Consider the following 25,842-nt stretch of genomic DNA (forward strand, 5'->3'; position numbering starts at 1 on the left):
CCGGCAATGAACGGTGCGAGGCCCATTGCAGGCCTCGCGCCGCGCCGGCATCAGGCGAGAACGATGCCGGAACCGTTGAGGTGCTCCAGGCTGACCCCCACCAGGGTCACCGAGTCCTGGCCGAAGGTCAGCACCGTGTCGTTACCACTGCTGCTGGCATGAGCCCGATAGTCCTGGTCCGGCAGCACGCCGCTCACCCCCATGAACACCAGCTTGTCGCCACCCTGGTAGCCGAGGATGCGGTCCTGGCCGAAATGCCCGGCGAACAGAAAGGTATTGTTGCCGCCTCCGGCTTCCATCAGGTCGTTGCCGGCACCGCCAACGAACACGTCGTTGCCCTGGCCGCCGATCAGGTGGTCGTTGCCGTCCAGGCCGAACAGCCAGTCGCCGCCGGCATGGGCCTTGAGCACGTTGTCGCCCGCATCGCCCCTGACCGACGAGGCGTACTGGGTAACCTGCCCGCCGGCCTTGAGGCCCTGGTCGGTGACCTGGTGGATCACATCGTCCTTGAACAGGCCCCAGAGAAAGCCCGGCTCCTTGCTCTGGATCGCGCCAATGTCGCGGGTCATGCTGATACCGCCATTGGCGTCGCGCAGGTACAGGGTCCCGGCGCCGTCGCTGGCAAAGCTGTAGTTCTTGACCGACTGCTGCAGGTCCAGGGTGTTGCTGCCCTGGCCGCCGAGGATGATGTTGTAGCCGCCGCTGTCGCGGAACGTATCGTTGCCGGCCCGGCCTTCCAGGTAGTCGTTGCCGCTGCCGCCCTGGATCAGGTCGTTGCCGTCGCTGCCGATGATGAAGGTGCTGCCCTTGTGGGTCTCGGCATTGCGGTTGAGGTCCTGGACCCAGGTACTGGCCCGGGCCGGGTCCGACAGGTTGGCTACCACGATGGTGGAGTCCTTGCTGGTGAAGTCGTAGAACTTCGACTCCAGCACCCGGGTCAGGCCGTCGCCGTAGCCGGTGGGCAGGTGGGAGAGCCAGGTGGGAATGTTGAGGATCGAGAACGGCAGCACATTCCACAGGGTCGAGGCGTAATGGTCGTTGAAGTTGACGATGTTGTTGGTCGCCGAGTCCTGGTGGGCGTCATGCACCCCGAGGGACGACAGGTTGAAGGTTGAGCCGTCCAGGGCGCGGAACACCGGGTCGTTCTCGTAGCCGATGTTCAGCACCTTGTCGCTGGCGCTCTGGGTCGGCGAGGCGTAGGCGATGTAGTTGGAATCCTTGTAGAACCCCGACCAGCGTTCGCTGCTCAGGTCCGCCAGGCTGTTGACCCCCAGCCCGCCCAGGCTGTGGCCGCTAACCAGGACATCCTTGCCCGACAGGCCATTGGCCTGGGCGAAAGCCGCCACATCTCCCAGCAGCTTGCCGAACGCCTCGCCGGCATAGTTCTTCGCATAGTCCTTGGGCCCCAGGGCCGCCAGCAGGTCGTTGATCACATCACCGATGGTGTCACTGATCACCGATTCCCGTGGCCCGCTGGTGCCGCGAAAGGCAATGCCGATGGACTCCAGGTGGCCCTGGGCATCGTACTTGCCGAGGATTTCCACCTGGGCCGTGCCGTAGCCGGCCTTCTCGCCAAAGAAGGTTCCCCGGCCATCGACCTTGCCGTCGTAGCCCAGTTGCTGGGCGCTGATGGTGGACCAGCCGGCCTGGTGCAGGGCATCCAGCGCGGCCTTCTCGGAGTCGGGGTTCCAGGGAATGCCGGGGATTACCCCCTGGGAATTGCCGCTGCCGATCAGCGCCGTGACCAGGGTCGCCGGCAGGCCCAGGCCGAAGCCGTTGTGCTGGTAGCCCTCGGCAAAACCGTTGTCGATGTTGTGGTAGGAGTACAGGGTGATCGCCAGCGCATCGGAAAACAGCGCCTTGGAGTCACTTGCAGTGAAGTTCTTGTAGTCAAACACACCCATGGTATTGCCTCTTCTGTTGTTGGAATTGTCAGAGCAAACGCATGCCGCCCAAGCCCCATGGCGGGACTCGGGCAACTCGGTGAAGGGCCGGGGGACTGCTGGCTACCCGGCCTTCAGAACTGCCAGTCCAGGGTCAAGCCGACCCCGTGACTCTTGTCCCGGGCCCCCAGCAACCCGTTGTAATCCAGGTTGACCCGAGTCCCTCGGCCCACGGCCATGCCGGCCCGGGCGCCAATGACCGCGGCGTCGCGATCCAGGGACAGGCTCTGCACCTTGAAGCCCTGCCCGCCCTCGACGAACCCCAGGTTCATCGTGGCGTCGGTGGGGCTCAGGTGGTGCTGCCAACCCAGGGTAGCCGACAGCTCCAGGCTTCGGGTCGAGCTCAGTTGCAGGCGTTGGCCAGCGCGCAGGCCCAGGGTCGTGAGCCAGGCCTCGCGGTGGTCATCCGCGCCCCTCAAGGCCGCGTCGCCGCCCTTCTCCTTGAAGCTGTCGCTGGCCACATTGACATAAGCCAGGTTAGCGAAGGGTTCAAGCGCCAGGGGTTGCAGGTCCAGGCTCCAGGCGGCCTCGGTGAACAGCTGGGCGCTCTGGGCGTCACGCTTGGTCTTGAGCCGCTCGGATTCCCCGGCAAACTGCAACTCGCGCTTGACGTCGATGCGGTGCCAGCTGTAGGAACCGCCCACACTCAGGCGCACGGCATCCAGTTGCTGGCCGACATAGGCCCCCAGGTGGTAGCTGTCGACCTTGGCCGAGGAATGGGTACCGTCGCCCATGTTCAGGGAACTGTCGCTGTAGCCACCGAACAGCCCCAGGCGCCGGCCCTCGCCCACTTCACCATCCACCCCGGCCAGCAAGCCGCCGATGGAGGTGTTGTAGCCGGCCTGGGAATGCCCGCCATCGGCCTTGCCCCAGGCGCCCAGGACCTTGAACCAGGCGCCTTCATCAAGGCTCTGGGTGCCGTTGCCGACAGCCCCGGCGTCCTGGCGCAGGCGCTCGCCCATGGTGTCGCGCAGGTAACGGCCCTGGTTGATCAGGACACTGGCCACCGCCGGGTGGATCTCCCCGGACAATTGCTGGAAGGCCTGCTGGGCACTGGCGGCAGTCGGCGCCAGCAGCAGGCTTTCGAACAGCGGGCTGCCGGCCCCCAGTTGCTCGGCGGCAGCCGCCACCGACACCTGGTTGTCGGTCAGGCCGACACTGGCGAACGAGCGCGCACTGCGCTGCACCGCCAACTGCACACCAGTGGCCGAGTAGTCCAGGCTGCCGGCAAGAAACAGGTAGCTGGGCAACACCGTGCCGAAGCTGCCCTGGACCCCGCCCGCCGCATCGAGGATGTCGAACTGGCGCCCCAGCACGCTGCCGCTGCCAGTGCCCGAAGGCTCCAGGACCATGGCCAGGTTGGCCCCGGCAATGGTCACCTGGCCGCTGCTGACGATCCGGTCGCTGGCGGTCGGCGACACCTCCACGGCGTAGGTCGAGCCCGGCTGGAAGGTCACGTCGCCGGCCACGTTCAGGGTGCCGATGGAGTTGCCTGGGGCTACCGTGGCCCCGGCGTTGGCCGTCAGCCCGCCGATCCGGCCATTGCCGCCGAGGGTTGCGCCCTGGTTCACCGTCACCGCCGACGTCAGGCTGCCGTTGACCGCCAGGCGGCCCTGGTTGACCAGGGTCGGGCCGGCGTAGCTGTTGTTGCCGCTGAGCACCAGGGTGCCGATGCCCTCCTTGGTCAGGCCGCCATGGCCGCTGATGTCGTTGCTCCAGATGTCGAAGCCGCAGTTGAACTGGGTACAGCGCCGCTGGGTGGGCTTGCCGGCGTCCAGCAGCGCTCCCACCCCCGGCAGGTTGGCTACCCACTGGGACGAGCCATAGGCGCCATCGATCCGCAGTTCCTGGGGGATGTCCTGCTCGGTGACCAGCATGCCCGGGCCGCGAATGCCCTTTTGCAGGTCGATCATGCCCCAGCCATACAGCTCGTCGATGCCCGGGGCGCCCATGTCCCGGGCGGTGGTGCGCAGCACCCCGGCGATCTGCGCCGCATCCATGTAGGGAAAGCGTTCCATCAGTACCGCTGCCGCACCGGCGGCATGGGGCGCGGCCATCGAGGTGCCGTTCTTGTTGGCGTAGCCGACCGTCATGTCTTCCAGGCTGGTGCCGCCGATCACGGCGCTGTAGATCCGGGTACCCGGGGCCGAGACACAGAAGCTCGCGGTGTAGCCGCAGCGTGAGGAAAAGGTACTGATGGTGTAAGGCTCGGCGCTGCTGGTGTCCGGGTTCTGCTGCAAGGCCGCCACTGTCAGCCACTGCGGGGCGATTTCCGGGACGAAATAGCCCAGCCCGGCGATGGCGTCCGGATTGTTCAGGTTGTAGTCGTTGCCGGCGGCGAAGATGGTCAGCACGCCACTGCGGGCCGCATTGATGGCACCGTCATAGGCACCGCCTTGCAAGGTGCCGAGCAAGGGCCGGATCTGGCTGAACTGGGCCTGGGCGTCACTCAGGCCGAAGTGCGGGAACGCCGGATCGCGCCCGCCCTTGGCGAATGCGTCGGTGATGCCGATGCCCCAGCTGTTGTTGATGATCCGCGCGCCACTGGCTACCAGGCCGTCCCAGCCGGCCTTGTACACCGCCCCATCGTTGCCCAGGATGATGCCGTCCTCGGGGCCGGGGTCGCCGTTCTCGGCACTGATGATCTGGGCGTCGAAGGCCACCCCATGCATGGCGCCGCCATCGCGGCTGCCGGCGGCGATACCGCCCACGTGAGTGCCGTGGGAACCGAGCTTGCCGTCCGAGCCTACCGAGGGCGTGCCGTCATAACGGAAGGCGTCTCCAGCCTTTACCGGAATGTAGGGATCGGTGTACTGGCGGATGCCGCTGGTCACCAGGGTGATGACCTTGTCGCTGCCGGCGAACTCGGGGTGCTGGGCATACACCGGCTGGTCGAAGATCCCCAGCTTGATGCCCTGGCCGGTGTAGCCGGCGGCATAGGCACTGTCGGCATGTATCGCCCCCAGGCCCCAGTCGGCCTTGAATTCGGCGCTGCGCCAACTGGCGGCGTCGCCGAGCTTGCCGGTTTCCACATAGGGCGCCGCCTGGGCACCAGTGGCCAGGGCCAGGCAACCGGCCAGGGCGCTGGCCAGCGGGCTGTACGCCCAGGGTAGCTGCCGGCAGCGAGGCCATCCGGAGCGGGTATTGCGAAGATGCGGTTGTCCAGGTTGAAACTGCTTCACTACGACCATCCTTAGTTGTATGGGCAATCGACCGGCGCGACGACGCTCTGCGCCGGGGTATGGCGACCGGCGCTTCAGAAGCGCCAGTCGAGGTTCAGCCCCACGTTGTGGAACTGTTCGGCATTGCCCAGCTGGCCCTGGTAATCCAGGCTCAGGTCCAGCTGGGCGGTGACTCCAAGGCGCGCCTGAAGCCCCAGCAGCGCCGCATCCCGGGACGCGCTTGCGCTGTCCACGGCAAAGCTCGGGCCGCCGCTGGCGAATGCCAGGTGCTGGCTGGAAGTGTCATGCCCCAGGCGGTGCTGCCAGGCCAGGCTGCTGGACAGCTCCAGGGGCTGGCCGCGGCTCAGGCTGAGACGCTTCAGGCCCCGGGCCCCCAGGCTGCCCAGCAGGGCCTCGGCGCTGTCGTCCCCGGCGCGCAGGGCCGCGGCGTCGCCCTTCTCGTGGAAGGCGTCACGCTGCAGGTGCAGGTAGGCCAGGTTGGCGAAGGGCTCCAACGTCAGGGCCGGTAGCTGCAGCCGATACGCTGCCTCGCTGAACAGCTGGCTGCTGCGGCCGTCGATCCGGGCCTTCTGCTTGGCGCTGGCTTCGGCGTATTGCAGGTCGCGGCGCACCTGGGCGCTATGCCAGCTGTGGCTGGCCCCCAGGCTCAGGCGCAGGTCGCCCAGGTCGCGCCCGGCATAGGCGCCCAGGTGGTAGCTGTCGATCTGCGCGCTGGAGTGGCTGGCGCCGCCCATGCGCAGCGAGGTGTCGCTGTAGCCGGCGGCCAGGCCGACCCGCGTGTCCGCGTCCAGGTCGCGGTCCAGCCCCAGCAGCACCCCACTGCCCTTGCCCTGGTAGGAACTGTGGCCCGAGTCGCCGTCAGTGCGCGCCTGCCCACCCAGGCCCTTGATCCAGAAACTCGCCTCGCCCTCCCCGGCATTTGGCCCCGGGCGCTGCAAGCGCTGGCCAAAGGCCTCGCGCAGGTCGCGGCCCTGATTGAGCAGGCTCTGCTCCAGGGCCGGGTAGATCTCCCCGGACAACTGTTGCAACGCCCCTTGAGCCGAAGCCGGCGAGGCCGACAGCAGCAGGCTTTCGTAGACCGGGTCGGCCGTGCCCAACTGCTCCACCGCCGTGGCCACCGCGCGCTGGTTGGGGCTGGCGGCCACGCTGGCAAAGGTCGCGGCGCTGCGCACCAGGCCCAGTTGCACGCCGCTGGCGGAGTAATCGACCACCGCGCCGAGAAACAGGTAGTTGGGTTGCACCAGGGCGAACTGGCCATCGATACCGCCCGCGGCCTGCAAAATGTCGAACTGGCGCCCGACCAGCCCCCGGACCTGCCCGGCGCTGAGCAGGTTGGCGTTGTGTTCCAGGCTCAGGCTGAGCTGGGCGCCCTCCAGATGCGCCCGGCCGCCGGCGACGATACGGTCGCTGGCGGTCGGCGACAGCTCCACGGCGTAGGTCGAACCTGGCTGGAAACTCACATCGCCGGCCACATTCAGGGTGCCGATGGAGTTGCCCGGGGCCACGCGCGCGCCGCGGGTCGCGGTCAGCGCCGCGACCTGCCCGCTGCCACCCAGGCTCGCGCCACTGTTGACCGTGACCGCGGATACCAGGCTGCCATTGACCACCAGCAGCCCGCCATCGACCGTGGTCGGCCCGCGATAGCTACTGTCACCGCTGAGCAACAGCCAGCCGGCCCCGGACTTGACCAGGCTGCCCTGGTACAGGCGCTGCGCGGCCGCCGCATCCCGGGCCATGCCGACCGCGTAGTCGGTCAGTTCCTGCTGGCTGGCCTGGGCCCCCGGGCCCTGCTCCCAGCCACGATCCTTGAGGGTCTGTTGCCAGGCCTGGTGCTCGGCGGCATCCTCCACCTGGCGCTGGGCCAGGGCCTGGTCGGAGATGCCGTTGCTCCACACATCGCCCTGCCCGGCCTCCAGGTTGACCTTGAGTTCCCCCAGCAACTGCCCGGGCCCGTGCAATGCCCGGCCCAGGTCCGGCACGCCCCAGCCCACCAGGCTGCCAGGGGCCTGGGTCAGCGAGCCATCGAGCTGGCGGGCGGTGGTCAGCAGCACCTGCAGGGCCTGCTGGTTGTCCAGATAGGGGTAGCGCTCCATCACCAGGGCCAGGGCCCCGGTGGCATGGGGCGCGGCCATCGAAGTGCCGTTGTAGGTGGCGTAGCCGCCCCCGGGCACAGTGCTGGTGATGGCCGCGCCGGGCGTGGCCAGGCACCAGTACTTGGCGATCCCGCACTGGTTGTATTTCTGCTGGTTGTTCTTATCCAGGCCCGAGACCGCCAGCCAGTGCCCTTCCAGCTCCGGCTGAAAATACGGCAGTGCCGATCGCACGCTGGCATTGGCATAGCCGCTGTTGCCGGCGCTGAAGACGTTGATCACCCCCTGGCGCGAGACCTGCGCCGCCGCATCGAGCCAGGTGTCCTGGCCGAAGTGCTGGGCATAGGCGGCGTGCAGGCCCTGGAGGGTCTGGTAGCTGACGTCCTTGGGCTGGCTGCCCCAGCTGTTGTTGATGACCCGCACCCCGGCGTCGGCCAGGGCACCGTACACCGCCTGGAAATAGCGCGGGTCGGGGCCCGGGCCGAAGAGCATGCTGTCGTTGCCGTTGGTGTTGCCGACGTAGACCTGGGCATTGAAGGCCACCCCATGCATGCCGTTGCCGTCGCGGGCGGCGCCCATGGTACCGGTGACGTGAGTGCCGTGGGTGTCGTTGTTGGCGTTGAGCACCCCGGACACCTGGAACCCGCTGCCGTCCTGGTAGCTGCCGCTGGCGATCACCGGGTGAAAGCGCAGGGACGAGGCTTCGGCATGGGCCGCATCGAAGCCCGAATCCAGGGCACCGATCTTGACCCCGCTACCGGTAAGGCCGGCGGCGTAGGCCTGGTTCGCCTGCATCCGGTCCAGGCCCCAGTCCTGCAGGTATTCGGCGGAGCGCCAGCTGGCGGCATCACCGGGGCGACCGGTTTCCTGGTAGGCCGCCTGGGCCCCACCCGGCAAGTTCGCGGCAAACGCCAGGAACACCCCGGCCGCCAGCACATTGAGCTGATGAACATTCACATCCATGTTGATGACTTCTCTTGTTGTTGTTCTGGGATCGACTTTCCGTAACCGATCAGCAACCACGGCTTACTTCATGGGACTGGCTCCTTGAGGGTTCGCGCCCCACGCCCAGGGGCGCCTGCTGCGGGCAAAGCTGTCGCCGCCGCAGCCCTTTTCAGGGGGCTGCGGGGCCTCTAGCGCTGGATATCGGTGAGGGTCAGGCGAAGACCAGGCCCGAACCCGAAAGGCTGTCCATGCCGACCCCCACCAGGGTCACCGAGAACTCGCCGACACTGAGCAGGGTGTCGTTGCCGTTCTGCGACAAATGCTGGCTGTAGTCGTAATGGGCGTCGACCCCGGGCACGCCCATGAACACCAGCTTGTCGGTGTTCTGGTAGCCGTGGATCAGGTCGAAGCCGAAGTTGCCGCTGAACAGGAAGGTATTGCCCCCGCCACCGCTGGAGTGCATGACGTCGTTGCCGGTGCCGCCGACGAAAGTCACGTTGGCCTTGTCGCTGCTCAGCAGGTCATCGCCGCCATGGCCGAACAGCCAGTCGCCATCGACGCTGGCTACCAGCGCATTGCCGTAGGCATCGCCGTTGAGGGAGTGGTTGTAGGCGGTCCACTGGTTGCCGTTCTGCAAGCCGTCGGCGGTGACGCTGTGGCTCACGTCCTTGCCGAACAGTTGCCACCAGCTTCCGGTCTCGTGGCTGACCAGGGCGCCGACGTCCCGGGTCATGCTGATGCCGCCGTAGGCATCACGGATATACAGGGTGCCGTCGCCGTCATTGGCGATGGAAAAGTTCTTCAGCGGCTGCTGCAGTTCCAGCACGTTATGGCCCTGCCCGCCATGGATGATGTTGTAGCCGCCGTCATCGCGGAAGCGATCATCGCCGGCCCCGCCATCCAGGTAGTCGTTGCCCTTGCCGCCGTGCAGCAGGTCGTTGCTCTGGGTGCCGATGATGAAGGTGCTGCCGGTGTGTTTTTCCGCGTACAGGTTGAGGTCCTTGACCCAGACCTGATCGCGCTTGCCCTCGGACAGGTTGGAAATAACCACGGTGGAGTCGCGGCTGGTCAGGTCATAGAAATCCGAGTTGATCAGGCGGTTGAGGCCGCCGGCGTAGTCCACCGCACTGTGGGCCGACCAGGACTGCGGATTGAGGATGCTCTGGGGAATCAACTTGCCCAGGAACGATGAATAGTGATCGGTGAAGCTGACGATGTTGTTGGTCGCCGACTCCTGGGGCTTGTCGTGGGTGCCCAGGGACGAGGCGTTGAAATGAGTGCCGTCCAGGGCGCGGAACACCGGGTCGTTTTCATAGCCGATGTTCAGCACCTGCGAGCTGTTGGCGCTCTGGGTCGGCGAGGCGAAGGCCACGTAGCTGGCGTCCTGGTAGAAGCCGCCCCAGTGATCGCTGCTCATGGCCGCCAGGCTGTTGACCCCAAGGCCGCCCAGGCTGTGGCCGGTGACCAGCACATCGCTGCCGCTCAAGCCCTGGGCCGCAGCAAAGGCCGCCACCTTGCCCAGCAGGTTGTCAAAGGCCAGGCGGCTGTAGTTGTCGGCAAAGCCCGACACGAAGGCCGCCTGCAAGTCGTTGATACCGTCCTTGAGGCTGTCGGTGCCGCGAAAGCTGATGCCGATGGACAGCAACTGCCCGGCCGCGTCGTATTTGCCCAGCACCTCGACCTGGGCGTCGCTGACAATCGCCTGCTCGCCGGAAATCGTGCCCTGGGCGCTGACGTTGCCCTGGTAGCCCAGCTGGCTGGCGCTGATGGGGCGCCAGGCGGTGCCCGGCAGCGCCTCGCCGGTGGGTGTGGAGGCGTACAGCGCCAGAGTAATGGCCTCGCTGTAGAGGGCCTTGCCGTCACCGCCAAGGGCGGTCTTGTAATCGAAGATACTCATGCTCATTCCTCTTTTTTATTGTCCCTGAGCCTGCGGTCGGCAAGGCCTCCTAAGGCTGCGCGCGCTGGCCGAAAGCCTCGTCGACCCTGGCCAGATCCTCTTCCCGCAGAGTGCCTGCGTAGTAGTGCAGCTTGGTCCAGGCCATCAAGTAGTCATAGCGCGCCTGGGCCAGGTCGCGGCGGGTGGTGTAGAGCTGCTGTTCGGCGTTCAGTGCATCGAGGTTGACCCGTTCGCCCCCCAGGATGCTCTGCTTGGTCGAGACCACCAGGGCCTCGGCCGAAGTCAGGGCTTTCTGGTAGGCCCGCAACTTGCTCACCCCCGATAGACAGGCACTGAATTGGCGGCGGAGTTCAATCAGGGTTTCCCGGGTCTTGCCGTCCAGTTCGTACTCGGCCTGTTCCATGGAGCGGCTGGCCTGGCGGGTCGAGGCCGAGACCCCGCCCCCGGCATACAACGGCACGCTGACTTCGATACCGATGGTGTTGGTGTCGTAGCGCTGGTTGTAGGTGTTGCCGCTTTCCGATTCGTTCTGGCGCAGGGTGGCGTAGGCGCTGAGCTTGGGCAGGTGCCCGGCGCGGTTGCGTTCCACCTCGTAGCGCGCGACCTCGACCCGCTGGCGTTGGGAAGCCAGCACCGGGTTGTTGCTCAGGGCCATCTCGTGCCAGGTGTCGTAGTTGGCCGGGGTCAGGGAGAAGGACTGGAAGTCTTCCTGCAAGGGGTCCAGATCCCGCACATCGAGGTTCGGCTCGCCGGTCAGGGCCGCCAGCTCGCGCAAAGCCGCGTCCTGCTCGTCCCGGGCTTCGATCTCTTCGGCGGTGGCCAATTCGTAGCGCGACTCGGCTTCGAGGATGTCGGTGCGGGTGCCCTCGCCCTGCTGGAACATGTGCCGGTTCTGCTGGAACTGCTGCTCGAAGGCCTTTTTCTTGGCCAGGGCGATGTCGATCTGGTCCTGGGCGAACAGCGCCTTGGTGTAGTAGCTCAGCACCCGCACCAGCAACTCCTGGCTCTTGCCGCGAAAGTTCTCGTCGGCAAACAGCGCCTGGGCCACGCCCTTGCGGTAATTGGCGTAGGCCTCGTAGTCGATCAGCGGCTGCTGCAGGGTCAGGGACGAACCGTAGCTGTCGTAGTTGCGTTTTTCGGTAATGGTGCCGCGCACCGTATCCAGGTAGCTGACCTTGGAGTTGTTATGGCCCTTGTTGTAGCTGTAGCCGACCTTGGGCAGCAGCCCGGCACGGCCGATGGCGCGGTTTTCAAGGCCGGCATCGCGTTCCTTGATGGCGCCGAGGAACACCGGGTCGTTGCGCAGGGCCTGTTCGTAGATCTGGAACGGGCCCACCGCCTGGGCCGTCTGGCAGGCCAACAGCGCCAGAGCCGCCGCGAGAATGGAAAGCTTACTCATACGACGCGACATCCTTATTCTTCGGTCAGTGCAGAACCTGCCCGGTCGAGCAGTGGCTTGAACAGGTAATTGAGCAGGGAACGCTCGCCAGTGCGCACGAACATTTCCGCCGGCATGCCGGGCTTGATCACCAGGCCGTTGAGCTTCTCCATGGCCTGGTCGCTGACACTGCTGCGCAGCACGTAGTAGGGCATGCCGGTTTTCTCGTCGAGCATCTGGTCGGCGGAAATCAGGCTGACTTCGCCCGGCACTCGTGGCGTGCGGCTCTGGTTGAAGGCGGTGAACAGGATGTCCACCGGCAAGTGGGTGCCGACCTTGTCCACCAGGTTCACCGGCAGCCGCCCTTCCACCTCCAGGTGAGTGCCCTGGGGCACGATTTCCAGCAGGGTCTCGCCCTGGCGCACCACCGCGCCCTCGGTGTGCACCCCGAGGTTGACCGCGATGCCGTCGGCGGTGGCGATGATCTCGCTGTGCTGCAGGTCGAAACCGGCAGAGGTCAGTTGCTGCTCCAGGGTCTGGGTCTTGAGCTGGGCTTCGGCCAACTGGCTGCGCACCTCTTTCTGGTACTCCTCGCTGTGCTGTTGCAGCTTGAGCCGGGATTCGAGGATGCCCTGCTCCACTCGCCCGCTTTCCCCGGTGTTCTGCGCCAGTTCCTGCTGCACCTGGGACAGTTGGCGCTGATATTCCAGCAGGCGATTGCGCGGGATGTAGCCGTTGTCCGCCAAAGGTTGCAGGTTGCTCAGTTGCTGGCGCAGGGATTCGGCCTGGCTACCGAGGTCGGTGCGGGCCCGGCGCATGCCGGCCAGTTGCGCGGTGGCGCCTTCGATATTGGCACGGATGCCCGCCTGCTCCCGGGAGAATGCCTCGCGCCGGCTGCTGAACAACTGGCGCTGGCCTTCCAGCACCAGGGCCAGGCGCGGATCGTCGCTGTCGCTCAGGGGCGCGGGGAAATCCACCTGCTTGAGGTTGTCGCGCTCGCTGCGCCAGCGCGCCAGGCTGGCCATGGCCATGCGGTACTGGGCTTGCAGCGATTGCACGTCCGCCGCCACCTGGGTCTGGTCCAGGCGAAACAGCGGCTGGCCCTGCTTCACGCTTTCGCCCTCGCGCACCAGGATCCGGCTGACCACCCCGCTGCTCATGGACTGCACCGCCTTGCGTTTGCCGGACACCACCACCGTGCCTTGCACCGGAATGCCCTGGTCCAGGGGCGCCAGCGCCGCCCAGACGAAGAAACTGCCCGCCCCCACCAGGGCCAGGATCCAGCCCATGCGGGCGAAAAAGCCCGCGTCACGCTCGACCCGTTCCGGCGCGTAACCCTCTTCGATCATCATGTTGCTGTCCTTGCTCATGCGCCTGAATTCCGTGTCGGAGCCTGGTATTGCCGGCTCATGCTGAGGCCGCCGGGCGCCGCTGCAACGGGCTTGGGCGCCTCCTGGGCCTGGGCTTGCTGGCCGCCGGCCAGGGCCTTGAGCACTTCCTGGCTCGGGCCGAAGGCCTGCAAGCGGCCTTCGTTGAGTACCAGCAGTTTGTCGGCCAGGGCCAGCACCGAGGAACGGTGGGTCACCAGCACCACGCTGGTGCCCCGGGCCTTGAGCTGGGCAATGGCCGCCGCCAGGGCACTTTCGCCCACGGTATCGAGGTTGGAATTGGGTTCGTCCAGCACCACCAGGCTCGGGCTGCCATACAGCGCCCGGGCCAGGGCCACCCGCTGCTTCTGGCCACCGGACAGGCCGCTGCCGTCATCGCCGAGCACGGTGTCGTAGCCCTGGGGCAGGCGCAGGATCAGCTCATGCACCCCGGCCATCTGCGCGGCCTGGACCACCTGCTCCGGGTCGGCCTGGCGAAAGCGTGCGATGTTCTCGGCGATGCTGCCGGTAAACAGCTCGATATCCTGGGGCAGATAGCCGATGTAGGGCCCCAGTTCGTCGCGGTTCCAGCGATGGATATCGGCCCCGTCCAGGCGCACGGTACCGCCCAGGGTCGGCCATACGCCCACCAGTACCCGGGCCAGGGTCGACTTGCCGGAACCGGAAGCCCCCAGCACGCCAAGCACTTCGCCGGCATTGATGCTGAAGTTCACCTGTTGCAGGGTCGCCATCCGCCGTCCGGGTGGGCCGGCGCTGACCTGCTCGAAGCTCACCTGGCCCTTGGGCGCCGGCAAGGACATCGCCGTATCGCTGGGCGGGAACTCGCGCAGCAGTGCATCCAGGCGGCCGTAGGCCAGCTTGGCCGAACTCCATTGTTTCCACACCGCGATCAACTGGTCGATGGGGCTCAGCACCCGGCCCATGAGGATCGAACCGGCAATCATCATCCCGGCGGTCATGTCGCCCTTGATCACCAGCAAGGCACCCAGGCCCAGCACCAGGGATTGCAGGCACAGACGCAAGGTCTTGCTCAGGGAGCTGATCACCGAGCCGGTATCGCTGGCCTGGTTCTGCAGGCCGAGGAAGCGCGAGTGCACGGCGAACCAGCGTTTGCGCAAGGCGCCGAGCATGCCCATGGCCTGGATGGTTTCGGCGTTGTGCAGGTGGCTGGTGGCCAGCTGGGTGGAACGCTGCGAAAAACCGCTGGCCTCGGCCAGGTCCTTCTTGGTCATGGCTTCGTTGAGGTACGCCAGGGCAATCAGCAACAACGCGCCTACAGTGGCGAACACTCCGAGCCAGACGTTGAAGGCGTAGATCACCAGCAGGTAGATGGGGAACCAGGGTGCATCGAAGAAGGCGAACAGTGCCGGCCCGGTGAGGAACTGGCGAATATGGGTCAAATCCCCCAGGGACTGCCCCGCATGACCCTCGCCCCGGGACAGGTTGCGCTCGAACGCGGCCTGGTAGACCCGCAGGTTGAAGCGGCGCTCCAGCTGGCTGCCGATGCGGATCACGATAAAGCTGCGCAGCACTTCCAGAAGACCGATAAAGACGAAGAAGCCCACCACCATCAACGACAGCATCACCAGGGTGGTTTCATTCTGCGACGACAGTACCCGGTCGTAGACCTGCAACATATAGATGGAAGGCACCAGCATCAGCACGTTAATCAACGCAGTGAAACAACCGACACTGATGAGGATGCCCTTATATTCGCCCAGTGCCTTGAACAGTGGTGCAGGATGATTGTTCTTCACCATTTCTAACATTTTCCCTGAGCTGTTAATCCGCGCCCGCTAGCGTGGAACCAATGTAGCCTACAACTAACAACCCGCACTACTTAGTTGCTGAATCCTGCGGACACGAATAATTCGGACAGCTGTATCCAACAGCAGCCCGAACATGTTCCTGCCGGCCAAGAGAGTGGCGATATAATGGCCGTCGTTTATTAGACGAACACACTCATCGCTTAATTAGCGGCGCGTTGTAACACAATCAGACCGTCGGCTTTCAGGCGGGCTTCGTAGAGGCCCTCTTTCTGGCGACTGAAGAAAATGATTTTCGAGCCTTCGCGGCCGGTAATGGCAATGCCATCGGGCTCCGGGAACCAGCCCACCGCGGCTTCCCCGAGCCATTTCGACAGGCAGTCGGCACCGTCGCCCAGGGCGGCGTTGTGCAGCAGGTCCAGGGTGCAACCTTCAGCGGGTGCGGCTGCCTGTTGCAGCTGCCAGTGTCCAACCAGTTCCGAGGGGTCCGCCAAGCGCAGGCTGCTTGCCATGGTGATTGCTCCATAAAAGATCATCAGTGTCGCCAGCAGCCATCGGGCCGCCCGGCAACAGGAAATATGCAGGGTCATAGGGTGCTCCGTTCGCCCGGTAGACTCGCTCAGGCCAGGGCCCAAAGCAAGAACGCAGAGCCGCTCGACTGCGCGGCCCTGTGCTCATTTCACTCAGGCGACGATGTCGCTGACCGCTGCCTGGCCCACGGTGCTGACCAGGAAGTCCGCCACGCCATGCCCGGAGAAGTCCACGGACAAGGTGCTCACACCCCCGGAGGTGGTGAGGATCGCGTCACCCGCCGCGCCGGTGAAGGCGTTGACGAAGTGCAGGCCGGCGCCCTTGGTGATCCCGGTCAGATCGATCTTGTCCAGGCCGCTGACAAAATCCATGATCTGGTCGGCCGCACCCGGCTTGGAGTCGGTGCTGGCGGCGAACACGAAGGTGTCCGAGCCCGAGCCGCCCCACAGCTGATCTGCACCGCCGGCGCCGTAGATGATGTCGTTGCCGGCACCACCCTTGAGCACGTTGGCGGCGTTGTTGCCGATCAACAGGTCGTTGCCCGAACCGCCGATGGCGTTCTCCACGGTCACGCCCTGAGCGATGGAAACGTTACCCACCATGCCGCCAACGTCGGAGAACGAGGCTTCATTGAGGTTGATCTTCTGGTTCTGGGTGAAACCGGAGAAATCCAGGGTATCGTTGCCGCCACCGTCCCACACCGAGAACACCAGCTTGTCGGAAGACGAGCTGGCGCTGTAGAAATCACGCCCGGTGTTGGAGTTGAAGCCGTAGGTGGTATCGCCGGCACGGGTGCTGTAGTTGGCACCGTAGAGTTTCTGGATAGCCGCGATATCGTCCATCAGCGGGCCGGACGAATAGGCTTCGACCCCGCCCTTACTGAAGTTCTGGCTGGTATTGCTTTCACTCCAGTAGCTCATGACGCTGTAGCCACGGGTGTCCTGGCCGTAGCTGGCGTCCTTGTAGCTGGGGTTGCCTTCGCCGGCGTTGTAGTCGCCAGGGTGAGCCAGGCCCAGGGTGTGACCGATCTCATGGGTCAGGGTCTGACGGCCATAGTTGTTCAGGTCGGGGTTCTTGTTCTGGGTGTAGCTGCTGTTGATCAGGTACCACGAGGTGCCGTCGTAGCCGGCGCCGGTACCTGGCAGGTAGGCAAATGCCGCCGCGCCATCCTGGCCACCGCTGTAGTTGCCGAAGGTCATGTGGGCGTCGCCACCCGAGGCTTTCTCGGTAAACACGACGTTGGCCACGTCAGCCCAGGACTGCATGGCCAGGACTGCCTGGGCCTTCTGCTGGGCGCTGAACTGGCTGAACCCGGAGATGCCATGCTTATACATGGTGCTCGAGGAAGCCGAGGTCAGGAAGGTATAGGTCAGATCGATCTTGCCGTTACCGTTCAGGTCCTTATAGGCAGCGCCGTCACGCAGCAGTTGCGTGGCGGCCTGATCGACCGAGAACGAAGGTTTGCCATTGACCGTGAGATTGCCGCCACGATCGTATTGGTGGCTGAAGCTATTGATCTGGTTATACGCCGAACTTGCTGCGGCCAAAGGCACCAGTTGTTGTTCGGCAGATGCAATAGCGTTCTCTGTTACTTTCGACATAAACACACTTCCTTGTAATCAATGGAACAGTTTTTGTCAGATAGCGACAATCCCTGGCGAGATCGTCCTATCACTCGCCCTAAGCAGGCGCAAGAAAACTGACACAATTTGAAATCAGGCGTCCACTACTTTTTTGACGTCAAATCTCACTGTTCCAGCGAACTCCAGCAAACAATGACTGTACAGTCGAAAGATTCTTTTCCAACTGATTAACGGCAGTCATTGTCCGACAATCTACAATTTAATTATTAAATATCCATATAAACAGTTATGTCGACCGCGTCGCACTTCTTAGTCCGTTAACTTCTGTTCCAACCAGTTAGTTCCAATGTTTCCAGCAACACTTGCGCAGTCAGGGCCGGCACTTGCACGCCGTCGGCGCTGGTCATGGGCACCCCCGCCAGCAGGGCGTTGATGATGGCTTCCTCCACCGCTTCGGCGGCTGCGCTGAACAAGGGCGAGATGTGATCGTTGTTGAGCATCGCCAGCGGTGTGCTGAAACCCAGGCCCTTGCGCCCGTAGTCCGCCGTCGGCAAGTCCCGGTTTCCCGTGGCAAAGGCCAGGAAGATATCGCCGCTGGAATCCTCGGTGCCTCCGCCGGTGCGGGCGATGCCGATGGATGCGCGCTGGGCCAGGCGCTGGCACTGGTGCGGCAACAGCGGCGCATCGGTGGCCAGTATCACCACGATCGAGCCCATGCCCGGGGTCCCGCGCTCGGCAAACGGCGAAGGGATATGCCCCAGCCGGCGCCCCACTGGATAGCCATCGACCCGCAGTTCCTCGCGCTTGCCGTGGTTGGCCTGGACCAGGGCACCGACGGTGTAGCCGCCCTGCTCGGCCGTCAGCCGCCGCGACGCCGTACCGATGCCGCCCTTGAACTCATGGCAGATCATCCCGGTGCCGCCGCCGACCGCGCCCTCGGCCACCGGCCCGGACTCGGCGCAGGCCATGGCTTCGCGCACCTGCTGCACACCCACATGCTGGCCCCAGATGTCATTCAACAGGCCGTCGTAGGTTTCCATCACCACTGGCATGCACCAGTACACCGCCGGGTCTTGCAATGCCTCGCGCTCCAGGGCGATCAAGGCATCGCGCACCACGCCCACACTGTGGGTGTTGGTGATCGCCAGCGGCGTGGTCAGGGTGCCGGCCTCGCGAATCCACTCCAGGCCCGTGGCATCGCCATTGCCGTTGAGCACATGGCAACCGGCAAAGCACGGCTGCTGGCGGGCGTGCCCGGCCCGGGGCTGGACCAGGGTAACCCCAGTGCGCACCTGCTTGCCGTCCACGCTGGTATTCAAGGTGCTGTGGCCGACCCGCACCCCGGGAACATCGGTGATCGCATTGAACGGGCCTGGCGTCCCCAGGCCCAGGTGGATGCCCAATTGACGTGCTCGCATAACCACTCCTTACAGTTTCTGAAACGCCGGACTGTACCGGCCGTTGGTGCCATAGAGGATCACCGACAGCGCCAGCAGCCCGATGATGACCATGATGTCCCGCAGGGACGCTTCGAGGAACAGATTGACCAGCAGGTAACCCGCGCCGAGCACCGCCAGCAAGGCCGGCAGCGGCCACAGCGGCATGCGGTAGGGATGCTCGCGGTCGCGCAGCAATACCCGGCTCATCAGCGCGCTGAGGGCGACGATCAGGTACACCAGCATGATCAGCAGCACGCTGAAGGACGTCAGGTCCGCCAGGTTCGAGCTGAAGCTCAGCACCGCCGAGGGAATGGCCAGGAACAGGGTCGCCAGCCAGGGTGAATCCCAGCGCGGGTGAATGCGGGTGAACAGGCGATTGATAGTGGGCGTCCACAGCGCATCGCGGCCACTGCTGAACACCACCCGACCGATCTGGATGACGATGGCGACAATGGCATTGAACACCGAAAGGAAAATCCCGCCGCTGACCACCCGGGCCAGGGTCTCGTTGCCATGGCTGGTGAGCAGGTAACCGATGGGGTCGGGGCTGGCGAGCATCGCGCTCAAGGACGGCGCGCCGATCAGCAGCGCGGTGAGCGGCACCAGTTCGATGATCACCACCAGCACCAGGGACCACAGCACCGCCTTGTGCACCCCGCGGCCCTTGCATTTCATGTCTTCGGCCAGCAGCACCGCCGGGCCGTAGCCGTTGTAGGAAAACAGGCCGATGCCCACCGCGCCGATCACCAGTGCCCAGGGCGCCAGTTGCAAGGCGCCGTGATCGACGATCTGCGGTTGCAGCAGAATGCTCACCGGCTGCGAGGCATTGCCGAAGCCGAGCCAGACGATCACCAGCAAGGCCGCCACTTCCAGCAGCAGGCACGTGCCGGTGATCCAGGCATTGAGCTTGATATTGAGGATGCCCAGCAGATAACTGCAGACCACGATCACCAGGGCCACGGTCTGGGAATCGAAGTTCGTGCCCAGGGCATTGTTCAGGTAGGTGGCGGCACCAGTGGCCAGCACCGGCGGAATGAACAGCAGCATCACCAGCACCGTGAGGAAGGTGGCATAACCGGCCATGCCGCCGAACACTCGCTTGGCGTATACATACTCGCCGCCGGCGCTGTTGTGGGCGCGGCCCAGCTCGGCGTAGCAAAAGGCGAACATCAGGGCCAGCAACCCGGCCATGACGAAGGCCAGGAACACCCCGCTACCGGCCTGATGGATGGCGAAGGGGGCGATCACGAACACTGAACTGGCGGGGGTCACACCGGACACGGTGATGGCCACCACATCGAACACACTCAAGGTAGGTTTCAGCGCACCGTCGGGCGCAGAGGGAGAGCTCATATCGTTATCCTCGTGTTTATTGTTGGTCTGAGGCAGAAACGAAATTCATCGGGCGGGTGCGTTCTGGGGCGCACTTGCTGGGAGCTACTCTAGGCAGATGCAGACCATCACCCAATTCCCCTATTGGAGTACTCCCCTTGACGACGGCGGTTAAATCGACGAAACCGGGCCACGACATTTCAGCGGATCAACGGAGCAACGCCTTTGAGTAACCTGTTCAGGGAAGTGGGCCTGCATGCCGGCCTGGGCCGCACCCTCACATTGATCGGCAATCCACGCTTCTGGAAACAGCTGATCCTGCTGCTGCACCAGGCTACGCCGTTCGACAACGCCCTGGCGATCTTCTACCCGCTGGACGGCCCGCCCCGGGCCCTGGAGGAATATGACGCCGAACCCAGCAGCAAGCCGGCGTCCATGCTCACCTACCTCAACGGCCTGTACCTGCTGGACCCCTTCTTCCAGGCCTGTCGCGAAGGCTACCCCAGCGGCCTGTACCGCCTGGAAGAAGTGGCCCCGGACCATTTTCGCCAGAGCGAATACTTTCTCAGCTACTTCCACGACAACGTCCTGGAAGACGAAGTGCAGTTGATTCTGCAACTGCCCGAGGCTGGCACCCTGTCGCTTTCCCTGGGCAGCCAGCGCGTCTTCAGCCACGACGAGATCGGCCTGCTCACCACCTTTTCAGCCTGGGTACTGCCGCTGATGGAGCAGCACTGGCAACACAGCCAGGCCCGCCCCCAAGGCCCTGCGCCCCAGGAAATGGCCAGCCAGATCCGCGACGCCCTGAGCCATTTCGGCAGCGCCGTACTTTCGGAGCGGGAGCTGGAGATAGCCCGCCTGATCCTCCGGGGATTTTCTTCAAAGGCCATGGCGGAACGGCTGAAGATCTCGCCGGACACCATCAAGGTCCACCGCCGCCACCTCTACGCCAAGCTGGATATCTCCAGCCAGCCGGAGCTGTTCTCGCTGTTTATCCAATCCCTGGGGCACGACCTGGAAAATCCGTGATTGCCGGTCTGCCAGCGGCCATCCGCCGCCCGTCATCCGCTACCTGCTATCTGCTATCTGCTATCGGTAGGAGCTGGCTTGCCAGCGAAGGCGCCCTCAAGTTCGACGCATGCCTTACGGCCTTCTTCGCCGGCAAGCCGGCTCCTACAGACGAAGGCGCACTCAAGAGCGGCGCATGCCTTGCGGCCTTCTTCGCCGGCAAGCCGGCTCCTACAGGCGAAGGCGCACTCAAGAGCGGCGCATGCCTTGCGGTGCGGCCGCCGGCAACGACGGCGGCCGCAAGGGCCATGCCGTCAGGCGTTCAGGGACCGGGCGCGGAAATCCCGGGGCGATTGTTCGAAATGCTTCTTGAAGGTGCGGCTGAAATGCGCCGAATCGGTGAAGCCCCATTTGAAGGCAATGTCGGTGATGGATTCGTTGCGCAGGTGCGGATTGCTCAGGTCCGCGGCGCTGCGCTTGAGCCGCGAGCGCTGGATGAAGCGGCAAACGCTGTCCCCCTGCTCCTCGAACAGCCGGTACAGCTGGCGCACCGAGATATTCAGCTGGCCGGCCAGTGATACAGGAGTCAGGCCCGGCTCATTGAGGGACTGGCTGATCAACTGCCGCGCCTGATCACGCAGGCATCCGCCATGCAGGCCCTCCTCAAAGCCATCCAGGCTGTTGACGGTCTGGCGCAAGGTCGGACCGAGCAAGGCAATCAGGGCTTCCTGCAAGGCCTGCCCTTCCTGCTGGGCCGCACAACCCTGCAATTCGCCGGCGCAGATCTGCTCCACCAGCAAACGCATCAGGCGCCCGCTGGCGCAATTTTGCGACAGCTTGCCGAACTTGCGCTGCTGGGCCGGCAGGTGACGGTAGACCTCCTCCCGGCACAGATGGAACGAAGCATGCTCGATCAGGCCATGGGGCACGATCTCGCAGGCTCCGGCGGAGTCCAGCAGCGCCATGTCCCCCGGGGCCAGTTCGACACTTTCGCCGCCCTGGCTCAAGCGCGCATGGCCGCTGCGCTGGATGATGAGGAAGCAATGGCGATCGTCCTCATGATCGACCTTGGTGCTCTGGCGGGAGATCAGCCCGGCGTTGGTGCGGATCTGCGCCACCTCCAGCCCGGCGTAATCCTGCATGCCCACTTCACCAATGAACAAGGCGGGATTGCGCGCCGGACGGGCATCGAATCGACCGCAGACGCCCTGCAGGGCGCCCACCCAGGAACTGAAACTATGCGAAGCAAGCACTGTGCACCTCCAGAAGCCGGTTCCAACCGCCTTTGTTGTTATGGCGATATCATTAACATGTTATCTATTTGCCAGGCAAGGCGCCTGACAGCATGGATAGTCTGTTATGGCTTAAGCAGGCTGTATGCCAGCGCTTACGGTTATGTCCCTCAGAAATCTCGCAGTAGCTTGTACAACTCAGTGAAGCTGCCCAGTAGCGCCGCCCGCTGTTCAGCGCTCAAGCGGATATAGCGGCGGAACCCGGGCAGGCGGTTGACCACTTCGCTGGCGCCGAAATGCTCCAGGTGCACCTGCCAGCCCTGGGCATCGCGCCGCAATTCCAGGTGTTTGAAATCCAGGGGCAACAGGTGCTCCAGCAAGCGCTGGTCACTGCACAGGCGCTGCAGCAGCGGCGCCCATTCAGCGTCCTCCCCCGTGAGCAGCCGAGCTGCGACGCCCTGGCGGCGGATCGTGCCAGTGTGACGCAGACGGATCCGCGCCTGCCGGGCCGTGTCACAAGGCACCGGCAGGCGCCACTCACAGGCCACGATATGCATCAGGAACTGCGCCTGGGCGCGCTCTTGCACCTCGAACCTCAAACCGTTTTGCGGGCAATGAAAACCGCCCTGCACCTGGCTCCGTGGAGTGAAATCGAGCCCCGCCAGATCCCGACGCAACTGCCCCAGGGTCAGCCCCGGGCGATAGCCCGATGGCGCGCGGTTCCACAGTTCAAAGAGGTTTTGCCGCCAGCTTGAAAGATTCATCAGGCGCGCTCTCCCGTAGGTTATGGGCGGTATCCGGATTCAGGCCCAGCGCCTGTTCCAGCACCTCCTCCACCGGCACCGGGCGAAACGGATTGACCTTCTGCACCAGCAGGGTCCAGACCAGCGCATAGATCGCGGTCAGGCCCAGCATGCTGCCGAAAGGCACATAGATGTCCCGCGGATTCATGCCCGGCGGCGTGATGAACCACATGCCCAGCAGGATGCCCACCGAAGACAGGATCTGCGGCAGCGGAAACCACGGCGACTTGTAGGCCCGGGGCAGGTCCGGCCGGCGAATGCGCAGCATCACCACTGACAGGGTGACCAGCAGATAGGCAGTGCTCCAGGCACAGACCGCCGCCAACACCAGGTGCATGATGCTGTCGGTGCTGCCCCCCAGCCACCAGGCATGCAGGCAGGGAATCAGCACGGCTACGGCAATGCACAGCAACGGCGTCTTGAAGCGCGGGTGCAGGTAAGTGAAGACCTTCGGCAACGCCCCATCCAGAGCCATGCCGTAAAGGATCCGCGGCAAGCCGGCCATCAGCGTGTTGATGGTGGCGGCGCCGGCGAACAGCAGGCCGATGCCCAGCCAGATACGGCCGAAGGGCCCCATGATCTGCTCGGCAAAATGCGGAATGGCCATGGGCGTATCCAGCAGGTGCACGCTGCCATCCTCGCTCAGGGCGATGTTTTCCACTTGGCGCTTCATCGCCGCGCCATAGATGAACATGCACACCGCTACCCCCACCAGCCCCAGGGCCATGGCCCGGGGAATGGTCTTGGCGGCCTTGCGCACATCCGGCGTCAGGGGCGTGACGAATTCACAGCCGACGAACATGAACATGGCCATGCCCACCAGGGACAGGATGGTCGGCAGGTCGGTACCCACCATCGAGGCGCCGAACCAGCCATCGAGCTGCACCGCCGGTGCCTTGAGCACCCCGAGCACGCCAAAGATGATCAGGGTGGTCCACATGCCGAAGGTCAGGATCACCTCGGCACGGCTGAAGGCGGTGATGCCCACGGCGTTCAGCGCACCGAAGAACAGCACCAGCCCCACCCCCACCAGCCAGGCACTGCCGCTCTGCTCCAGCAGGGTGTTGAGGGACTCGAAGTTAACCAGGGCCATGACTCCACTGAGAATGGTCTCCGCGGTACCGGCGAACACGTGCACGATCAGGTAGGCGGACAAGGTCCCGGTGATGGCGAAAAAACGCCCCAGGCCACAGGCCAGATAGTCATAGACCGAACCGTTGGTGGGCAGCAGGCAGGCCGCTTCGGCGAAGGTGGTGGATTGCGCCAGCATCATCACCAGGGCGATCACCATCGCCATGGCAAAGGCGCCGCCGCCGATACCAAAGCCCGTGGTGGCCGTGAGGATCACCGGGCTGGCCATGATCAAGCCCACGGCACTGGCCAGGGCCGTGGGAAAGCCGACTACACCTTGATCCAGGTGGCGACTGAGTCTGTCGTTGAGCGACATGGTGGTAAACCTCGAAAGCATGGGTTGATGATTGTTGTTCTAGGCATTTCAAGGGCACGCCTGATGGCGGAGTGCTTGGCTGTCTGACGCAGCTGTCTTCATGTTCACACCCTGTAGGAGCTGGCTCGCCACGAAGGCGTCGGCAAGATCACCGCCCAATCCAGGGGCCTCTTCGTCGGCCAGCCGGCTCCTACAGTAAACCGGTTGGCCCTGCCCCCGCAGGGGCCGGCTGGCCGGCGAAGGCGTTCGGCTCAATAAGCGATGCACACCGACTTGTTCTCGGTGTAGGCCTCGATGGCCGCATGGCCCATCTCGCGACCGATGCCCGACTGCTTGTAGCCACCGAAGGGCATCGACGGGTCCAGCATGTTGTGGGTGTTGACCCAGACAGTGCCGGCCTTGATCTGCGGAATCAGCTGCATGACCCGCCCCAGGTCATTGGACCAGATGCTCGCCCCCAGCCCGTACTGGTTGTCATTGGCCAGGCCCACCACTTCGTCCAGGGTGTCGAAGGGCGTGGCCACCACCACCGGGCCGAAGATTTCCTCGCGCACCAGTTGCTGGTCGGCGTGCACATCGGCCACCACCGTCGGGCGCACATAGAAGCCCCGCTCGCCATGGGCGACACCGCCACAGAGCAGCCGGGCGCCCTCTTCGACTCCGCGCCGGACCATCTGCAGCACGCGCTTCTGCTGCTTGGCGGAAATCAGCGGATTGATCTGTGCCTGCTCGTCCAGCCCCGGCCCGATGCTCAGAGACCCGGCAATGGCCACCAGGCGCTCCAGCACCTCGTTATAGATGCGGCGCTGGATGTACAGCCGCGAACCCGCCGTGCACACCTGCCCCTGGTTGAAGAAGATCGCCCCGGCGGCGCCGGCGGCGGCGGTCTGCGGGTCGCAGTCGTCAAGCACGATCACCGGCGATTTGCCACCCAGCTCCAGGGAAAAACGGGTCATGTTGTCCACCGCGGCATGGCCGATCAGCTTGCCCACCTGGGTCGAGCCGGTGAACGCCAGCTTGTCGATTCCCGAATGCGCGGCCAGGGCCGCGCCGGCCTGGGCGCCACTGCCGGTGACCACGTTGACCACCCCGGGGGCGATCCCCGCTTCCAGGCACAACTGGCCCAGGCGCAACGCGGTCAGCGGGGTTTCGTCCGCCGGCTTGAGCACCACGGTGCAGCCACAGGCCAGGGCCGGAACGATTTTCCAGATGGCCATCAGCAGCGGGAAGTTCCACGGCACGATGGCCCCCACCACGCCCACCGGCTCCGGCACGGTGTAGGCCCGGTACTGCGCCCCGGGCACTGCGGCGATGGAAACATCCAGGCTCTTGCCCTCGATCTTGGTGGCCCAGCCAGCCATGTAGCGGGTGAACTCTGCGGCCGCTCCCACCTCCAGGGCCCGGGCCAGGTGGATCGACTGGCCGTTGTTGAGGGTTTCCAACTGCGCCAGTTCCTCGCCATTGGCTTCCAGCAGGTCCGCCAGCTTCAGCAGCAGGCGCTCGCGGTCGGCGGGGCGCTGCGCCTTCCAGCTACCCTCGAAGGCCCGACGTGCGGCGCTCACCGCCAGGTCGATATCGGCCTGGGCAGCTGCCGCGACCTCGGCCAATTGTTCGCCACTGGCGGGGTTGTACACCGCCATCCGCTCACCGCTGAGGGCCGGCTGGCTGTGACCGTCGATCAGCAGGCCATGCTGACTGTCTATGAATGCAGCGACACGTGGGTCGATGGCAACGCTCATCTTGAATCCTCGCAGGTAGACCTAGTTCGAGATGGACTTTGAGCGCAAAGACGCACGCCGTCTTGACCCTGGCTGCCGCGAAACTTGGCCCTGGCTGCCAGCCCCGCCAGGGCCTTCGCTGGCAAGCCAGCCCCTGCAG

At 64.8% G+C, this 25,842-nt stretch carries 16 protein-coding genes; 1 reads left to right on the forward strand and 15 read right to left on the reverse strand.

The window, feature by feature from the left end; genetic code table 11:
* Window positions 1-50 precede the first annotated feature (50 nt).
* From pueA to PFLCHA0_RS16180, 11 genes are all read right to left on the reverse strand, one after another.
* Window positions 51-1,904 (reverse strand): polyurethane esterase A, encoded by a 1,854-nt coding sequence (gene pueA / locus PFLCHA0_RS16130; RefSeq protein WP_015635753.1) that lies wholly within the window; start codon window positions 1,902-1,904, stop codon window positions 51-53.
* Between the two features lie 113 nt (window positions 1,905-2,017).
* On the reverse strand, window positions 2,018-5,134 hold the full coding sequence (locus tag PFLCHA0_RS16135; protein WP_015635754.1) for an autotransporter serine protease: 3,117 nt from the start codon (window positions 5,132-5,134) through the stop codon (window positions 2,018-2,020).
* A 65-nt stretch (window positions 5,135-5,199) separates the two neighbouring features.
* Complete coding sequence (gene eprS, locus PFLCHA0_RS16140) at window positions 5,200-8,178, reverse strand: autotransporter serine peptidase EprS (RefSeq protein WP_015635755.1); 2,979 nt, start codon at window positions 8,176-8,178, stop codon at window positions 5,200-5,202.
* A 193-nt stretch (window positions 8,179-8,371) separates the two neighbouring features.
* The gene (gene pueB / locus PFLCHA0_RS16145; protein WP_015635756.1) at window positions 8,372-10,057 is read right to left on the reverse strand and encodes a polyurethane esterase B; all 1,686 of its coding nucleotides are present in this window, start codon (window positions 10,055-10,057) and stop codon (window positions 8,372-8,374) included.
* A gap of 49 nt (window positions 10,058-10,106) precedes the next feature.
* Complete coding sequence (locus PFLCHA0_RS16150; RefSeq protein ID WP_015635757.1) at window positions 10,107-11,456, reverse strand: TolC family outer membrane protein; 1,350 nt, start codon at window positions 11,454-11,456, stop codon at window positions 10,107-10,109.
* A gap of 14 nt (window positions 11,457-11,470) precedes the next feature.
* Entirely contained in the window at window positions 11,471-12,787 is a 1,317-nt protein-coding gene (locus PFLCHA0_RS16155) for an HlyD family type I secretion periplasmic adaptor subunit (RefSeq protein WP_370059505.1), read from the reverse strand.
* Between the two features lie 14 nt (window positions 12,788-12,801).
* On the reverse strand, window positions 12,802-14,583 hold the full coding sequence (locus PFLCHA0_RS16160; RefSeq protein WP_011061492.1) for a type I secretion system permease/ATPase: 1,782 nt from the start codon (window positions 14,581-14,583) through the stop codon (window positions 12,802-12,804).
* 209 nt (window positions 14,584-14,792) lie between these two features.
* Window positions 14,793-15,179, reverse strand: coding sequence for an AprI/Inh family metalloprotease inhibitor (locus tag PFLCHA0_RS16165; RefSeq protein WP_011061493.1), 387 nt, complete (start codon window positions 15,177-15,179; stop codon window positions 14,793-14,795).
* A 93-nt stretch (window positions 15,180-15,272) separates the two neighbouring features.
* A complete protein-coding gene (locus PFLCHA0_RS16170) occupies window positions 15,273-16,721 on the reverse strand; it encodes a serralysin family metalloprotease (protein ID WP_011061494.1) in 1,449 nt (482 codons plus the stop codon).
* A gap of 299 nt (window positions 16,722-17,020) precedes the next feature.
* Complete coding sequence (locus PFLCHA0_RS16175; RefSeq protein WP_015635759.1) at window positions 17,021-18,121, reverse strand: DmpA family aminopeptidase; 1,101 nt, start codon at window positions 18,119-18,121, stop codon at window positions 17,021-17,023.
* 9 nt (window positions 18,122-18,130) lie between these two features.
* A complete protein-coding gene (locus PFLCHA0_RS16180) occupies window positions 18,131-19,495 on the reverse strand; it encodes an APC family permease (RefSeq protein ID WP_011061496.1) in 1,365 nt (454 codons plus the stop codon).
* Between the two features lie 204 nt (window positions 19,496-19,699).
* Between PFLCHA0_RS16180 and PFLCHA0_RS16185 the strand changes: the two genes are divergently transcribed.
* A complete protein-coding gene (locus tag PFLCHA0_RS16185; RefSeq protein ID WP_015635760.1) occupies window positions 19,700-20,503 on the forward strand; it encodes a helix-turn-helix transcriptional regulator in 804 nt (267 codons plus the stop codon).
* A gap of 293 nt (window positions 20,504-20,796) precedes the next feature.
* Here the strand turns inward: PFLCHA0_RS16185 and feaR are convergent, their stop codons facing one another.
* From feaR to PFLCHA0_RS16205, 4 genes are all read right to left on the reverse strand, one after another.
* A complete protein-coding gene (gene feaR, locus PFLCHA0_RS16190; RefSeq protein WP_015635761.1) occupies window positions 20,797-21,735 on the reverse strand; it encodes a transcriptional regulator FeaR in 939 nt (312 codons plus the stop codon).
* A gap of 149 nt (window positions 21,736-21,884) precedes the next feature.
* A complete protein-coding gene (locus tag PFLCHA0_RS16195) occupies window positions 21,885-22,478 on the reverse strand; it encodes a DUF3156 family protein (protein WP_041752283.1) in 594 nt (197 codons plus the stop codon).
* Window positions 22,444-23,964: an APC family permease gene (locus PFLCHA0_RS16200; protein WP_015635763.1), complete on the reverse strand. Its 1,521-nt coding sequence runs from the start codon at window positions 23,962-23,964 to the stop codon at window positions 22,444-22,446. Before PFLCHA0_RS16200 ends, PFLCHA0_RS16195 begins: the two co-directional genes overlap by 35 nt.
* Window positions 23,965-24,215: 251 nt before the next feature.
* Window positions 24,216-25,703 carry an aldehyde dehydrogenase family protein gene (locus PFLCHA0_RS16205; RefSeq protein WP_015635764.1) on the reverse strand — a complete coding sequence of 496 codons (1,488 nt, stop codon included), beginning with the start codon at window positions 25,701-25,703 and terminating at the stop codon, window positions 24,216-24,218.
* Window positions 25,704-25,842: the final 139 nt, after the last annotated feature.

The sequence above is a fragment of the Pseudomonas protegens CHA0 genome (assembly GCF_000397205.1).
Lineage (GTDB): Bacteria > Pseudomonadota > Gammaproteobacteria > Pseudomonadales > Pseudomonadaceae > Aquipseudomonas > Aquipseudomonas protegens.

What these genes read in the sequence shown, in the direction of transcription:
- pueA (WP_015635753.1), bottom strand. Translation starts at nt 1,904, where the DNA reads ATGGGTGTGTTTGACTACAAGAACTTCACTGCAAGTGACTCCAAGGCG.
- PFLCHA0_RS16135 (WP_015635754.1), bottom strand. Translation starts at nt 5,134, where the DNA reads ATGGTCGTAGTGAAGCAGTTTCAACCTGGACAACCGCATCTTCGCAAT.
- eprS (WP_015635755.1), bottom strand. Translation starts at nt 8,178, where the DNA reads ATGGATGTGAATGTTCATCAGCTCAATGTGCTGGCGGCCGGGGTGTTC.
- pueB (WP_015635756.1), bottom strand. Translation starts at nt 10,057, where the DNA reads ATGAGTATCTTCGATTACAAGACCGCCCTTGGCGGTGACGGCAAGGCC.
- PFLCHA0_RS16150 (WP_015635757.1), bottom strand. Translation starts at nt 11,456, where the DNA reads ATGAGTAAGCTTTCCATTCTCGCGGCGGCTCTGGCGCTGTTGGCCTGC.
- PFLCHA0_RS16155 (WP_370059505.1), bottom strand. Translation starts at nt 12,787, where the DNA reads ATGATGATCGAAGAGGGTTACGCGCCGGAACGGGTCGAGCGTGACGCG.
- PFLCHA0_RS16160 (WP_011061492.1), bottom strand. Translation starts at nt 14,583, where the DNA reads ATGGTGAAGAACAATCATCCTGCACCACTGTTCAAGGCACTGGGCGAA.
- PFLCHA0_RS16165 (WP_011061493.1), bottom strand. Translation starts at nt 15,179, where the DNA reads ATGACCCTGCATATTTCCTGTTGCCGGGCGGCCCGATGGCTGCTGGCG.
- PFLCHA0_RS16170 (WP_011061494.1), bottom strand. Translation starts at nt 16,721, where the DNA reads ATGTCGAAAGTAACAGAGAACGCTATTGCATCTGCCGAACAACAACTG.
- PFLCHA0_RS16175 (WP_015635759.1), bottom strand. Translation starts at nt 18,121, where the DNA reads ATGCGAGCACGTCAATTGGGCATCCACCTGGGCCTGGGGACGCCAGGC.
- PFLCHA0_RS16180 (WP_011061496.1), bottom strand. Translation starts at nt 19,495, where the DNA reads ATGAGCTCTCCCTCTGCGCCCGACGGTGCGCTGAAACCTACCTTGAGT.
- PFLCHA0_RS16195 (WP_041752283.1), bottom strand. Translation starts at nt 22,478, where the DNA reads ATGAATCTTTCAAGCTGGCGGCAAAACCTCTTTGAACTGTGGAACCGC.
- PFLCHA0_RS16200 (WP_015635763.1), bottom strand. Translation starts at nt 23,964, where the DNA reads ATGTCGCTCAACGACAGACTCAGTCGCCACCTGGATCAAGGTGTAGTC.
- PFLCHA0_RS16205 (WP_015635764.1), bottom strand. Translation starts at nt 25,703, where the DNA reads ATGAGCGTTGCCATCGACCCACGTGTCGCTGCATTCATAGACAGTCAG.